The sequence below is a fragment of the Pseudanabaena sp. lw0831 genome, assembly GCF_016584665.1.
In the GTDB taxonomy this organism is placed as follows: Bacteria; Cyanobacteriota; Cyanobacteriia; order Pseudanabaenales; family Pseudanabaenaceae; genus Pseudanabaena.
Window position 1 is genome coordinate 1 of record NZ_BBJB01000089.1, and the last position, 14,685, is coordinate 14,685.

Annotated in this window: 15 protein-coding genes and 1 pseudogene; 7 read left to right on the forward strand and 9 right to left on the reverse strand. The window is 42.2% G+C overall.

The window, feature by feature from the left end; genetic code table 11:
* Both APA_RS19010 and APA_RS19015 read left to right on the forward strand, forming a co-directional pair.
* The coding region (locus APA_RS19010) for an IS630 family transposase (protein WP_201320743.1) at nucleotides 1-551 on the forward strand (551 nt) is incomplete at its 5' end.
* A gap of 4 nt (nucleotides 552-555) precedes the next feature.
* Nucleotides 556-1,572 (forward strand): annotated as a pseudogene (locus APA_RS19015) (glycosyltransferase); the annotation flags it as partial.
* A 27-nt stretch (nucleotides 1,573-1,599) separates the two neighbouring features.
* On the opposite strand, the gene APA_RS19020 reads toward APA_RS19015, so the two are convergent.
* Nucleotides 1,600-2,139, reverse strand: a complete 540-nt coding sequence (locus APA_RS19020; RefSeq protein WP_201323821.1) for an ankyrin repeat domain-containing protein — start codon at nucleotides 2,137-2,139, stop codon at nucleotides 1,600-1,602.
* Between the two features lie 209 nt (nucleotides 2,140-2,348).
* On the opposite strand from APA_RS19020, the gene APA_RS19025 reads away from it, so the two are divergent.
* Nucleotides 2,349-3,818, forward strand: a complete 1,470-nt coding sequence (locus tag APA_RS19025) for a BCD family MFS transporter (RefSeq protein ID WP_201323822.1) — start codon at nucleotides 2,349-2,351, stop codon at nucleotides 3,816-3,818.
* A 32-nt stretch (nucleotides 3,819-3,850) separates the two neighbouring features.
* Here APA_RS19025 and APA_RS19030 read toward each other — a convergent pair whose 3' ends face one another.
* The 7 genes from APA_RS19030 to APA_RS19060 form a co-directional block, all read right to left on the reverse strand.
* Entirely contained in the window at nucleotides 3,851-4,624 is a 774-nt protein-coding gene (locus tag APA_RS19030; protein ID WP_201323823.1) for a hypothetical protein, read from the reverse strand.
* 63 nt (nucleotides 4,625-4,687) lie between these two features.
* Nucleotides 4,688-4,849 (reverse strand): hypothetical protein, encoded by a 162-nt coding sequence (locus tag APA_RS19035; RefSeq protein WP_201323824.1) that lies wholly within the window; start codon nucleotides 4,847-4,849, stop codon nucleotides 4,688-4,690.
* 32 nt (nucleotides 4,850-4,881) lie between these two features.
* Entirely contained in the window at nucleotides 4,882-5,934 is a 1,053-nt protein-coding gene (locus APA_RS19040) for an isochorismatase (RefSeq protein WP_201323825.1), read from the reverse strand.
* Between the two features lie 169 nt (nucleotides 5,935-6,103).
* On the reverse strand, nucleotides 6,104-6,436 hold the full coding sequence (locus tag APA_RS19045; RefSeq protein WP_201323826.1) for a hypothetical protein: 333 nt from the start codon (nucleotides 6,434-6,436) through the stop codon (nucleotides 6,104-6,106).
* A gap of 134 nt (nucleotides 6,437-6,570) precedes the next feature.
* The gene (locus APA_RS19050) at nucleotides 6,571-8,421 is read right to left on the reverse strand and encodes a hypothetical protein (protein ID WP_201323827.1); all 1,851 of its coding nucleotides are present in this window, start codon (nucleotides 8,419-8,421) and stop codon (nucleotides 6,571-6,573) included.
* A complete protein-coding gene (locus APA_RS19055; protein WP_201323828.1) occupies nucleotides 8,405-9,172 on the reverse strand; it encodes an ADP-ribosylglycohydrolase family protein in 768 nt (255 codons plus the stop codon). Before APA_RS19055 ends, APA_RS19050 begins: the two co-directional genes overlap by 17 nt.
* Nucleotides 9,173-9,177: 5 nt before the next feature.
* Entirely contained in the window at nucleotides 9,178-10,032 is an 855-nt protein-coding gene (locus APA_RS19060; RefSeq protein WP_201323829.1) for a protein phosphatase 2C domain-containing protein, read from the reverse strand.
* Nucleotides 10,033-10,139: 107 nt separating this feature from the next.
* Between APA_RS19060 and APA_RS19065 the strand changes: the two genes are divergently transcribed.
* From APA_RS19065 to APA_RS19080, 4 genes are all read left to right on the forward strand, one after another.
* Complete coding sequence (locus APA_RS19065) at nucleotides 10,140-10,832, forward strand: NUDIX domain-containing protein (protein WP_201323830.1); 693 nt, start codon at nucleotides 10,140-10,142, stop codon at nucleotides 10,830-10,832.
* Nucleotides 10,833-11,043: 211 nt separating this feature from the next.
* The gene (locus APA_RS19070; RefSeq protein ID WP_201323831.1) at nucleotides 11,044-11,757 is read left to right on the forward strand and encodes a ribonuclease H-like domain-containing protein; all 714 of its coding nucleotides are present in this window, start codon (nucleotides 11,044-11,046) and stop codon (nucleotides 11,755-11,757) included.
* Nucleotides 11,758-11,948: 191 nt separating this feature from the next.
* A complete protein-coding gene (locus APA_RS19075; protein ID WP_103667972.1) occupies nucleotides 11,949-12,233 on the forward strand; it encodes a BolA family transcriptional regulator in 285 nt (94 codons plus the stop codon).
* Nucleotides 12,234-12,411: 178 nt separating this feature from the next.
* On the forward strand, nucleotides 12,412-13,008 hold the full coding sequence (locus APA_RS19080; RefSeq protein WP_236579863.1) for a 1-acyl-sn-glycerol-3-phosphate acyltransferase: 597 nt from the start codon (nucleotides 12,412-12,414) through the stop codon (nucleotides 13,006-13,008).
* Between the two features lie 131 nt (nucleotides 13,009-13,139).
* Here the strand turns inward: APA_RS19080 and pyk are convergent, their stop codons facing one another.
* A complete protein-coding gene (pyk, locus tag APA_RS19085) occupies nucleotides 13,140-14,567 on the reverse strand; it encodes a pyruvate kinase (RefSeq protein WP_201323833.1) in 1,428 nt (475 codons plus the stop codon).
* Nucleotides 14,568-14,685: the final 118 nt, after the last annotated feature.

The following is a 14,685-nucleotide window of genomic DNA, read 5'->3' on the forward strand; positions in this document are numbered from 1 at the left end:
ATAGAGAGAAACAGCAACAACTCACCGAATTGCTTGAACAGGAAATGCAGGGCAAAATCGATTTGCGATATCTTGATGAAAGTGGCTTTTCTTTGACTCCACCGATTCCCTATGCTTGGCAAGAGAAAGGACTGGGTTTAAGCCTACCCAGTCAACGTAGTAAGCGGTTAAATGTCGTGGGGTTGATGAATCGAAACAATGACTTATCTGCTTATGTTTTTGAACGTAGTATCACCAGTGCAGTCATTCTCGCTTGTATTGATGACTTTGCTCGCCAATCTACCAAGCCTACTGTGATTGTTATGGATAAAGCCTCTATTCACACCAGTCAAATGATTAATGAAAAACTGGAGGAGTGGAAAAGTCAGCAAGTCGAGATTTTTCTGTTGCCTCCTTATAGTCCCCAGTTAAACTTGATTGAAATTTTATGGCGGTTTATGAAATATGAGTGGATTGAACTAAATGCATATGAATCTTGGGAAAGTTTAGTCTCATATGTTGAAAAAGTTCTTCGAGAGTTTGGTTCAAAATATGTAATTAATTTTGCTTAACTACTTAACGATGAATTCTGCTAACTTTGTGCTGAGTAGCAGCTATCAAGAGATCGTGGGAACTCCAGACAGTGTTGGACAATACGAATCCTACAAGTCCTTCACCATGCCCGATCTCTATCATGTCACTAGTGGCATTGAGCTATTCAGTCCCAAATTTAACATCGTTCCACCTGGGGTAAATGAGGCGTATTTCTTCCCTTATACCAATACTCAAGAGCGCTTACACGATCAGCAAATTCGTTTGGAAGAATTGCTATTTACCTTAGAAGATGATCGTCAGGTATTTGGCAAACTCGATGATCCCAGTAAGTGTCCTTGGTTCTCCATGGCGCGACTAGATCATGTTAAAAATCTCACGGGTTTAGCTGAGTGTTTTGGCAAAAGTGCTGAGCTGCAATCCCATTGCAATTTGATTTTGATTGCAGGTAAGTTGCGGGTTGAGGATACTAGCGATCGCGAAGAAGCCGCCGAAATTGTCAAACTCTATGACATCATCAATCAATATAACTTGCATGGCAAAATTCGTTGGCTAGGTGTCCGCCTATCCAAAACTGACACGGGTGAAGTCTATAGATTGATTGGCGATCGCCAAGGTGTTTTTGTACAACCAGCTTTATTTGAAGCCTTTGGGCTGACAGTTCTCGAGTTAATGGTGACAGGACTACTCACATTCGCGACTATGTTTGGGGGGCCACAGGAAATCATTCAAAATGGGGTGAATGGCTTCCATGTCAATCCTACACAATTGGAAGAAATGGCAAGTATAATCTTAGATTTTGTAGTCAAATCTGAGCAAGATCCACTAGTTTGGCAAGCTATTTCCCAAAAGGCGATCGAGCGAGTCTACAATGCTTATACTTGGAAGATCCACACTACGCGCTTACTCTCTCTAGCTCGCATCTATGGCTTCTGGAACTATACTTCCCATGAGAACCGTGAAGATCTATTACGTTATGTCGATGTTCTTTTTCATCTTCTCTTTAAGCCTAGAGCCAAACAGCTACTAGCAAACAATTAAAAAAAATGGCACAAAGTGCCATTTTTTTTAATTGTTTGCAACACTTCGCAAAATCGCGACAGTCTCTTGATGATTGCCATCCCATGCCCACATGATGGCAGTCCAGCCATTGCGATCCTGTGCGTTTAGTCGCGCCCCTGAGGCAATGAGCGATCGCACGATTTCGCCATAGCCTTGACCTGCGGCCCACATGAGCGGAGTCCAACCATACTTATTGCGCGTATTCGGATTTGCACCTGAAACCAATAAAACCCTTACTACATCAGTATGTCCATTCATCGCCGCCCATAGCAAAGGTGTCCAGCCATACTCATCGCGAACATTGACATCGGTTGCTTGAGAAATCAGCGATCTCACCTCCTTGATGTTGCCATTTTGAGCAGCTATGAGTAATTGCGCATTTAGATTTTGCTTAGTTTTTTCTTGATTAATTTGCTTAATTTGGCTATTAATTGGCTTGATTGACTCAGTGCTTTGCGATAAATTATTCGCATAGACGTTGTTGCTAAAGCTAAGAACTAGGCTACAGGCTAATAAAAAGTTTGAGCTTCTCAAAAAAATGTTCATAGATCTACTCACAAAAAATCAAACAAGATTGATTTAGAGTCTATGAACTTGTTTTGCGATCGGCTAGCGCTATTCTGCGGAAGTTTAGAAATAAAAGACAGCACTTTGTGTTGTCTTTTATTTAAACCTTTACAGTGTGGGGCTTTCTGCTCTGAGTGCTAGAGTGAATAATAATATTTTATTGATTTTTTAAATTTCAATCGTAAACGATGAATAACCAAGTGGATACCGCAAATTTAGACGAACAGCCGCCTAAACTGCCACTGATCCAGATGTTTCGGATCGGTTTATTTCAAATGGGCTTAGGGATCATGTCTTTGCTAATCGCTGGGCTGCTTAACCGCCTGATGATCAACGAATTGACAATTCCTGCTACCCTCGCCGCAGGGTTTATTGCTATGCCTCTGTTTGTGTCACCAACTAGAGTCTGGTTTGGACAAACCTCCGATGCGAAAACCATATTTGGAACCCATCGCTCAGGATATGTCTGGATTGGAGCGGTGGTGTTTGCGATCATTGCCTTTGTGCTTACACAAGTAATGTGGAAGTTGGGACTTAGCGTTCATGAGATTGGCTGGACTGGTATTACCTATGCGTGGGCAGTTTTACTTGGTGCTATGTTCGCTATTTATGGAATGGCAATTAGTTTTAGTTCCACTCCCTTTGCGGCCATGTTAGTGGATATATCCGATGAAGAGGATCGCTCAAAATTAGTTGGGATCGTTTGGTCGATGCTCATGGTTGGCATTGTGATTGGCGCGATCGCTGTTTCAAGACTCCTACCCTGCACAGGTGCGCCGCCTAGTGAGGTATCCATTTATGCTAATAGCGATCGCCTTGCTCAGCTCCAAAAAGCAATTAATTCCGTATTCATAATTATTCCTGTTGCCGTAGTTGGACTGTCTTTTTTTGCAACCTATGGTGTCGAAAAAAAATATTCCCGTTACAAATTGCGCGTTGCTCAAAATCATATTCTCAATGGAACTACTGCCACAGAAGATAAACTCAGTCTTGGTCGGGCTTTGCGCGTATTGACAGCTAGTAAACAGACTGGTTTATTCTTCTCGTTTTTGCTAATGATGACCATCGGCATTTTCATGCAAGATGCGATTATGGAGCCATTTGGCGGCGCTGTATTTGGAATGAGCATTTGTGCAACTACCCAGCTTAATGCGGCTTTCGGAACAGGGACGCTAATTGGTTTAAGTTCTTCAGGATTTTTAATTGTCCCGCGCCTTGGCAAAGAAAATTCTACAAAATTAGGTTGTTACTTAGTTGCAGCTAGCTGTGCTTTGTTATTGATTTCAGGCTTCACTCAAAAAACTTGGGCGCTGCAAGCAGCCCTTGCTCTCTTTGGATTTGCTTCAGGAATTACGACTTCAGGCGCATTAAGCCTCATGCTCGACCTCACAGCCGCCGAAACCGCAGGGACATTCATTGGTGCTTGGGGATTATCTCAGGCGATCGCTAGAGGTGTCGCCACGCTCTCAGGCGGCATCGTGCTTGATATTGGTAAGAAAATCTTTAGTACCTCGATTTACGCCTATAGTTTTGTGTTTGTCTGTGAAGCAGTCGTGATGATTATTGCTGTAAGCTTACTCAGTCGCGTGAATGTGCAGGAATTTCGCACTGATGCAAAACAGGCGATCGCAGCCGTATTTGCAAACGAAATTGACTAATAGTCTTTTCAGCGCCGTAGGCGCTGAAAAGACTAAGCTCCAAATCCTCCTAAAGAATTGAAATTAGCTGCGCTCTGACTCACACGCATCGCCGATTGTGAAAAAACTTGAAAAGCCTTACGAATTTCGCTATCACTATTTGCAGGTGTAAGAACCCATTCATCACGGATGCCCATATCCTGAAATACTTTCCGAAAATCCGTAGAGCCATCATCAATACCCATCGCCGCGATAATGTGATTTTCCATTCGCAACATATCTTTTGCGATCGCAGCCACATCCTTTGCCGTATGACGCACAGAATGGCAATCATCACCGTCAGTAATAATCAGCGTCACCGTCCTCACTGGCACACCATTATCTGAAAATTCCTGAGATTTAGCCAATACGGTTCCCAATAGCACTACAACTTGATCGTAAAGCGGCGTACCTTGATTGGGGGTGTAATTTTTGGTGTCCATCCGAATCGCTTGTGCGATCGGGCAGTAGGGATAAAGAACTGTTCCATTAAGATAACGATTGTGAATCAGGATATTATCCTGTTGCTGCGATGAAGTCAGCGCATCAATCACTGAGTTATGTCCACCGCGCACAGCCTGAGCATTTCCTGAATACTGGATTGAACCAGAATCATCAGGCATAATCGTCACCAGCACAACTTCGCTGGACATCACATCATCGACATGAATGCCAAGTCCCGCTTGAATTTGTGCGCCGAGATCATAAACGGTGAGAGCCTGCAAAGATTCATTAGAAAGAGTTCCGTCATCCAAAGCAGATTGAAAAAGATCGTTAATATTAGTCATTTTTTTTGGTAACTGGTAATTGATAATTCGTAATTCCTAATTCGTAGCAGAAATGCTTTGCCATTAATTCGATAGCAACCGTTCCAGAAAATTTTTCTTAGGTTGGATAGAATCCCAATATTCTCGTAGCAAGCGTTCAATCAATTCAGAACTGGTTGTATTTTCTTGCGCGAGAATCGTCACAAGATATCTCTCTGTATCGCTGTCAAGATTTATACTCATCATGGTTTTTGGTCTCTAAAGAAAGTGTAATTGTTTTACGCAAGTTCGAGATCTGCCCAAGTTTCCATTGCGTCAGTGGATTTAACTAGATGCATACCTGCATTAGCGAAGCGTTGAAACGCAGCATCAGCTTGATCGGAGTAGTCCACCACATTAGGAACAACCACAGGCGAAGTACAATCTTCGAGCAGATAGACTTTTTTAGCCAATTTGGGATCATGGGCAAGAATTTCACTGAGTAAATCTTGGATCGTCCATGCTACGCAATGGCTCTTGGCTTGACCTGCGATAATCACCGCATCGAATTCCATCAACCTTTGCAAAAAGCGGGTGTTTTTCTGCGCGATCGGTCTGCCATCAGCTCCATCCATTACTTCAGGACGCAAGACAGAATAGTTCTCGGTGAGAGGATTGCCGCCTTTAATCTCGAAATTAGTCTGACTGTGACGGGCAATATTATGGAAAAACATCGCCTCCTCGACAGCCGAAACTAGTGCGTGACCGATACCACCGAGCATAGAGTGATACGCCCAAACCGTAAGCGGAAACTTGCCTTCATCGCTGAGTTTCTGGACATAATGCAAAGCGTGGCGCTGAATTGCCATGTAATTACCCTTGGCAAGACTGTAAGCGATCGCAGGATTTACTTTCCACTTACCCTTTTGAACATCTTCTAAGGTAATCGATGTCGCATTGGGAATCGGATGTTCGCCAGCATCATTCACCCAAAAGATAGGATGGAAGATTTGCATGGCGGTGTGAGTATCCATCGTGGGCGCGATTTCGCTGATGTGGTGCAAATTGCGATAGATAAATTCACACAGCCGCACATTGTCCTCGATCGCACCAGTCCCAGATCGTCCGCCCACAAATAGCTCATGATCAGCAATACAAAAGGTATTCTGCACATCGATCGCCATCAAACAAATTTTCTTGCGATCCTTAGCGGCAGGGACGATGCCATGTTGTTTTGCCCATGCTTCGGCTTGGTTGGCTCGATCTTGGTAGGGAACGCGCCATACCGATCCGACTTTGTGGCGATCGAAGAAGGCAGGCATGGGAAGTTGAGTCAAGATTTGAGTAGTCATTTTAGTGTTTCTCCGTTTTTTAAACTTTAGGCAAGAACATTTACAAAAGGTTGATTACGATAGCGGCGATATACTTGAAAATCTTTGTCGAAAGTAGCGAGCTCAGGGATATCTAGTCATTCAGGAATGGCAATCAGAGATAAATTTATTGAGGCTAGAACTGTGTACACTATTTGATACTGAAGATAAAATCACCACTTTCTAGTTCAGTATCGTAGCTTTGCAATGTCTTAATTTTTCTCTCTATCTGTTGCAACATATCGTAGAGATTTACAATATCTGCTTCTAAAGATTGAGAGATATCTTTTATGTCTTTGCATATGGATTCATATCGTTCTTGATTGCCATTTACCAAAACACAAAGATTTATTCGATTGACTGTTGGATAACAACGAAAATCTGTATTCCATTGACAAATTTCACCCATAAGAAAATCGGTTTTTTCCTGAAGAAGATCTCTTTGAAACTGCAAAAGACCATCTAGCCCCGTGTATTCACTCATAAAGTTAGTCTCTAGACTACCAAGGTTTACTAACCTTATAGTACTTGATGGTAGATTTTTTTTGGTTTCTCCTAGTATCTTTTCATGAATGAATATGCTTTGATTCAGTTGCTGTTAATTTCATATTTGATCACCTAAGCTAATTGTAACTGCAAAATCTTTTGGGCATGAATTACATAGATTCCTTGTGAGGCAACAATGAGAGTACATCCACTATCAACGTAAGGTTCTGTCTCAGGGAAAGTTTTCGTAATCATAATCTGTCGATTGTGTACCTCAACTCTAGCAATACCTTCGTCGGTGGGAACGAATAGCCAATTGGCGATCGCACTACATCCAAGAAAATTATCTAGCCATGTAATATCACCTTTTTGAGCGACAAGAGTAGCGGCCAATTCGCCAGTATCCCTCAATACAGAAACTCGATGCATGATTTTGCCTTGCTCTTGAGTGGCTGTAAAGAACCAGCAAAGGCGATCGCTAAAGACACAATTTGCATCAATTAGTTCTCCTCGAATTGGTGGAATTTGCAAGCGATCGCAGATGCCTGCACGCTTAGCATCAAAGGTGAAAGCCACGCTGAGACTACCTGCGCGATAAAAACCGAAGCCAAAGGTTTCGCCAATCCAGAATTGGGTTTGTCCTTCGAGAATATCACCGATATATTCATTGCCGAGTTTGCCATCGCGTAATAGTTGACCATTGCCGATCCAATAGCGAGAGAAAGAATTTGCACGAATCAGATCGGTGGAGATCGCATTCGGTGGCTGTCCCTGTGTGAGGGTAATCGCTTTGCCTTGTTTAGTAGCGATTGTGGATTTACCAAATATCGCAAATTGAATATTTGCATCAAGTTCACCTGATAGTAATACGGTGTTGTTTTCTCGTTTAAATTCATTGCGATCGTGATAAAGATAGTAGAGCGAGTTGTTTTGTAAAACCGCTTGCAAGATCACGCCTTCAGTTTGAAAAATCTGAACAACTTTGCAAGTTATCGTTCCTACTAGACTCTTCTCCACCACAGCAACAGCAATTGTGCAAATTGGGCAAGAAGTTCTTAAATGCTCAATTCCACATTGATTACACCTTGTCCAACGCATTGATTCTAGTAGTGGTTTTGGGAAGTCTCCGCGCCAATCTTTTTCAAAGCAGTTGTGGAAATGATGTAACAAATCATCTGACAGAACTTTATAAGGAATTGCGGGCTTGGGATAGCGCACATCAGGATGAAAAACTGTTATGCGCTGCAACGGTCTGGCACTATGCGGAATCATCGCAGTCGGTGATTTTGGCTTGTATACGCCGCCATAGGGATCGACATAGAGCAGGCTCTGCATCAACATGACCGTGAATGCATACCAATCAGAATCAGGATTGTGAGGATTAGTTAGAATTGGTTGATTAGCATTGCGATCGCACAATATCGGATCGACAAATCTTGCTGTGAAGACCTGACAGGGAAACTGGCCAAACTGGAAAGAATCTGCATCAATAAGATTGACTTGATTTTGAGAAACTAGCAAATTCAAATCATTGAAATCGCCAATCGTCACATTTGCTTGATGGACTTGGAGAACCGTGTTATGGAGATCTCGAAATAGGTTTGTGACAAATTGCTGCGAGATACCGTTGGTGCTGCGATAAGTGCGATCGCTATATTTCATCAAGGTCACCGTGTTTTGCAAAAATGGCATTGCATAGCCAAGGATGTTTGTTCCTTGCTTATCCGTTGCGAGAGTTTCAGGTTTGATAACTCTTGCTGGCAAGTTTTGAGGAAAGACTCGCAATTTTTGTTGATGTATCGCTAACCTTGCCGAAGCAGCTTGCTGCTCTTGGGGCAGTAGCTCATAATCAGGATGATCGGCAGTTTTAAAAAGCTTGAGAACCTTACCATTGCCAATATCATAAATATCCGCTTCGCCACCTTTGCCGATCGCAGATTTAGGATTTAGTTTAACCCGCTTCTGATTAAGATAGACTTCCATAAAATTTCTCCACAACTTCTCGCATATTGGAATCGAGATAACTCAGTGCTTTTGTGGCGATATCTGTCGGCACACCACCATAAAAGGCTTCGGCAATACCACCAGTAATACATGTAAGCGTGTCACTATCACCACCCAAGGAAATAGCATTGCGAATCGCATCTTCAAAATTCGTTGATTCCAGAAATGCGATAATTGCTTCAGGCACTGTACCTTGGCAGGATTCATTGAAAACGTAGGTTGGACGAATCTGATCTACAGTTCGATTTAAGTCATAGCCAAAAGATTGTGCGATCGCCGCTTTGATTTGCTCTTTGCTATGACCGTTGCGAGCCATAAAGATCGCTACTGCTGTTGCTTGTGCACCTTTGATTCCTTCTGGATGATTGTGCGTGACTTCCGCCGATCGCTTTGCTTCATTCATCACAGTTCCCAAATCATTATAGGCAAATCCCACAGCACTGACTCTCATGGCTGAGCCATTACCCCAGCTATTGTAGGGTTCCATGCTCTCAGAGCTAATCCATTGTCTGAAGCGACCTCCATAACCTCTTCCTGTATATTTGCGAGCATAGTTCTTGATATATTCGGTATAGTTACCATTGTTCATTAAGCAATCAGCAACCGCTATAGTTAATACTGTGTCATCAGTGAATTTACAGTCTTCGCCAAAGAGAGGGAAGTCCTTAAAACGATGATTTGAGAATTCATAAATCGAACCAACGATATCACCAACAATTGCACCTAACATGATTTTTACCTCTTTTTTCTAATTACTACTAAAGTTGTGTCATCGGACAAAGCCCCCGATCGCTTAATTAATTCGCGCTTTTGCCAATCAGGTTTGACTTCCTCACGATTAAGCATGGTTAATTTGCGCCTGATAGCATCAGGATTTTTAAAATAACGATCCTCTTGCCAAAACTGATTGACTTCCTCAACTGCAATCAAATCATCAATTCCATCTGTAGCAATCAAAATTGATTCTACTTCTGCTGTTGGTAGCCGATCGCGAATCTCAAACTCAATAGCGTCAGATCGATATAAACCGTAAGCAAGATATGGCGGCGCATTATCAGGATAAGCAGGGATTTGAGTTAGCTTGCCATTGACTGCGATCGCACCATCACCCATTGAGAAAGTAATCGTTTCGCTAGGAGTGATGACTAAGCCCACAATTGTAAATAATAGATAATTATTCACAAATTCCATTACAGATTCTGGCTCTTCATTCGCGATCGCTATAAAACCTGTCATTTTTTGCAACAAGTTTATTTTGAGAACATTCCAAAAGTCAGGCTCAGATATCGCCAAACCTTGATTGAGTAAATCCGCGATCGCATCAGTTACCATCCGCGCACCGAGTTTTGCCCCAACTTCACTATGCTTGCCACTACCGCAGCCATCACAAACGACAGCCGTTACAAAGTTATCCCACAGGACAATCCGCAGAGCGTCCTGATTATTTTTGCTGGCAAGAACATGGTTGCGACCAATAATTGATCCGCAGGCATTTTCAAACTGAATTGACACATTTTGCATTTCATTTTGCATTTCTAAGGCAGGAATTTGCGGCGATCGCATATCGGGGACTTCAACTTGCTCTTGCATGACGATATAGTGTATAAACTACACAAACAACTATAGTGTTATTTATACACTATGTCAACTATTAATTTAATATCTTGGCGTAGCCGAGATATTAAACCTAAAAATTTATGCCCCACACCTACGAATATCCACGACCTGCACTTACGGTTGACTGCATTGTATTTGGACTTGACGCTCAGCAAGAACTCAAAGTTATGCTTATTCAGCGAGACATTCCGCCATTTCAGGGGCAATGGGCGATCCCAGGGGGATTTGTACGTATTGAAGAAACCCTTGAAGCAGCAGCTTTGCGTGAATTGCAAGAAGAAACAGGAATTCAGGATGTATTTCTGGAGCAGTTATATACCTTTGGTAACTTAGACCGCGATCCCCGAGATCGCACAGTTACTGTCGCCTATTACGCTCTCATTAATCTCGTCGAACAAAAAATTAAGGCTACAACCGATGCCAAAGATGCCGCGTGGTTTGCGCTATCAAAAATCCCAAAACTCGCTTTTGACCACGATCAGATTCTCCAAACAGCGATCGCAAGGTTACGGAGCAAAATTCGTTATGAGCCGATCGGTTTTGAGCTATTACCCCAAAACTTTAGCCTGTCACAGCTACAAAAACTTTACGAAACTGTACTAGATCGATCGCTAGACAAACGTAATTTTCGCAAAAAAATTCTCGGTATGGACTTACTCATCGATACAGGTAAAGTCGAGCATAATGTAGCTCATCGAGCCGCCAAGCTTTATCAATTTGACGAGAATAAATACTTACAGCTAAAACAAAAGGGATTTAATTTTGAAATCTAAACCCAAAAAGGAAATAGCGGCGCGAAGCGCCGCCATCTCCTTTTTGGGTTTTATGTCCTAACAAGCATGGCGACAGCTATAAAGATACGATCGCTAAATTAGTGATCTTAAACTGAGTATTACAGTTAGGATGGATAGGTACAGCAGTACCGATCAAAATAATTAATAGATTTGCTAGCTTTTTGCCTTGCCCACCTCTAAGCCAAACTTTATGTATAAAAAGGAACTCAAGCTTCCAAGTCGATATATAAATAACTTCTATGATGGCTCAATCTACGATCTTGTTTTTTTAGACTTAGAATGGTGTCGCGATTTTCATAAAGATGGATTAGTACAAAAAATATTTGGTTATACGCTTACTCGCATTTTAGAAGATAGCAATGAGCAATATATAAAAATTCAATTTATTGAATCAAGTACGCAGGAAAGGAAGATAATTCAAGACATCTTAAATGACTTACAGGATTTACAGGGTAAGTACTTTGTTGGTTATGGTCTGTCCACTAGCGATATGTTTTGCTTACGCCAAAGAATTGATGCTTTAGATTTTATTCCTAAGGTAGATAATATCAAAATCCTAGATTTACAAAGAATTATTCAACGGACAGATCTCAACCAAGGTTTGAATAATTTATTTGCTTATTTGGAAATTCCTATTTATAAAAGAATTAAGGGATACTACGTTTTTCGGAATGGAATTAAGGTGTTACGCAAAGAAAGAGGATATGAAACAATTCTTAATGAAATCTATGAATATTGTTTAGAAGATGCCGAAAACTATTTTCATATTATTAGCAATTGGAAAACTCAATTCCCCCTAGTCGATCGCCATAAACACCAGATAATTAACCTAAAAATCGATCCGCGATCGGAGCAGCGCATTAGGTCTAGAAGGGGTGCTGCATTACAAAGACCTTCCAGTTAACCCAAAATATGAGAGGCGGCGCTTAGCGCCGCCTCTCATATTTTGGGCTTTGCAATGCAGAGATTGTTTTGAAAAGCTTGCAAAGTAAGCTTTTCAAAACAATCTCTAGTTTTTATTTCAGCCCGAAGCGCTGTATTAGAGCTTGCAAAACGATATAGTAATTTAGGTCAAAACATTGCCATAGCAAAAACATGGATGCAACAGCAACAATCAAAACTATTTTGCAAGAAAAAATCGGTGCAACAATTGTCGAAATTGAAGATCGCAGTGATTTGCATAAGCACCACCAAGGACGAATGAATGCCCCAGTCGGTAGTGGTCATTATGATGCGATCGTTGTTGCTGCTAGTTTCGCTGGCAAAACGATGATGCAGCAGCATCGCATGGTCTATGCCGCCCTATCCGATCAGATGCAAACCACGATTCATGCCCTATCGCTCAAAACTTATACACCCGAACAATGGCAGCAAATTTAAGTTAAGTAGCAGAATTAGCTCTATTTTTGCTGCTCAACTTAAATTTGCTCGTCATAGAAATGTTGTAGGAACTTGTTAAATGGAACACAATAAAAGCTCTGAGATCAAAAATACTGGTACAAATACTGGTGCTATTAACAGTTCAAAAGATAAAGGTGGCAATCCTTTCTTATATAAAATGTTCAAATGGCTGGTAGTTAGACCACTGTTGTATTTGTTTTATCAAGAGCGAATTTATGGCACTGAAAATGTACCACTCACAGGCAATCTCATCGTTGTTAGTAATCATGCTAGTGACTTCGATCCACTAATTGTTGGTAGTTGCATGGGTCGTCCTGTCGCATTTATGGCGAAAGAGGAATTATTTGAAATACCTGTGCTCAAACAAGCAATTCTTGCCTTTGGAGCTTATCCAGTCAAACGTGGAGCAGGCGATCGCGCCGCAATTCGAGCCGCGATCGCTTCTATTGAGAAAGGTTGGGCAACGGGCATTTTTTTGCAAGGCACCCGTACATTAGATGGACGAGTGACAGAACCGAAATTGGGGGCTGCGATGATTGCGGCAAAAACTCAAGCTCCATTTTTGCCAATTAGTATTTGGGGAACAGAAACAATTTTGCCGAAGGGGGCAAGGTTTCCAAAGTTATTTCAGCCTGTGACGGTCAGAATTGGTGAGCTACTTCCACCACCTGAAGCAAGCGATCGCGCCACACTCGAAGCATTCACCCAAAAATGTGCGGACGCGATTAACGCGCTCCACGCATTAGGAAGATAAAAAGAAAGGGTTCTATTTAGAACCCTTTCTTTTATGAAAACCTTTACTGAGTTTAGCTTTTATATAGCAATGTAAGTTTTGCTTAGGACATAAAACCCAAAAGATGAGCGCCGCCGCTCATCTTTTGGGTTTTACAGGATATGTATTTTCAGGAAATTTGTTCCTCCCTGTATGCCCATAGGAATGCCACCAACAATCAAAATGCGATCGCCTTTAGACGCGAGCTTTCGCCCTAATAGACAAGACTCCACCTGTTGGAGCACCATCTCAAAGGAACTCGCCTCTTCATCTAACAACAGCGGCTTAACACCCCAAACTAAATTCAGGCGATGATAAACATGAATGTTAGGAGATAGAGCAATAATGGGAATTTTAAGACGCTCTTTAGAAGCGAGAATTGCAGTGTAGCCGCTAGCTGTGAAGGCGACGATACAACGGAAATCGATTACATCAGAAATTACATGAAGTGCTTCACTAATGGCATGAACTTCATCGGTTCTTGAAGCGGGATAGTTGATGAAATTGACATCTTTCTCCACTTCCGCAGCTATTCTAGTCATCATTTCTACGGCTTGTATAGGATATGCTCCAATCGCTGACTCTCCTGAAAGCATCACTGCGTCAGTGCCATCCATAATTGCATTTGCTACATCACTAGCCTCAGCCCTAGTGGGGCGAGGATTCTGAATCATGCTCTCTAACATCTGCGTAGCAGTGATTACAGGAATACCGCTTTCATTACAACGGCGAATTATATGCTTTTGAATCATCGGAACCTGTTCTGGTGGCATTTCTACGCCCAAGTCACCCCGCGCCACCATGATCCCATCGACAACGGCAAGAATTTCTTCTAGATTCGCGATCGCCTGCGGTTTTTCGATTTTGGCAATGATCGACACCGACTTACCATATTCAGAGATCAGGGATTTAAGCAGCTTCACATCTGCGGCCTGTCTTACAAAGCTTAAAGAAATCCAATCCACACCTTGCTCTAGTCCAAAGGCAAGATCCTGTCGATCCTTATCGGTCATCGAAGGTAATCTTAAATTTAAGCTAGGAAAGTTTACGCCCTTGTGACTAGTGAGTGCACCGCCCTTAACCACTTCACAATGCACAGCATTACCCTCAACACCGCTTACCCTAAGCTCAAAGATGCCATCGGCTAACAAAATCTGCGTACCAATAGTCGCTTCTTCAGCAATATATGGATAATCAATGGCGATCGCATCCACAAAAAAACGATCTGATTGCTGAAACTGCTCCATCGGCACGAGAGTGACAAATTCACCCTCAATTAGCTCAATTCCCTCATCAGGCAAAGCCCCAACCCGAATTTTTGGTCCCTGTAAGTCTTGCAAAATCGTAATTGGAATATCTAATTCATCTGACACCGCACGGATCATGGTGATAGTTTTGGCATGATCTTCATAACTGCCGTGGGAAAAGTTTAGCCTTGCCACAGTGACTCCTGCCTCTACCATCTTGCGGAAGACTTTAGGCGATCGGCTAGCGGGACCAATCGTGGCAACGATCTTGGTCAAATGTTGAGGAATTGCCATACAACTCAGGGGCGAGAAATTGCTATGCAATCCAATCTAGCTCTAGTTCTCTGTAATCGAAAGCCTAAATTGAACATATAGCTTTCTCCCAAAAACCAACAGGGAGTTGCGGCGCGAA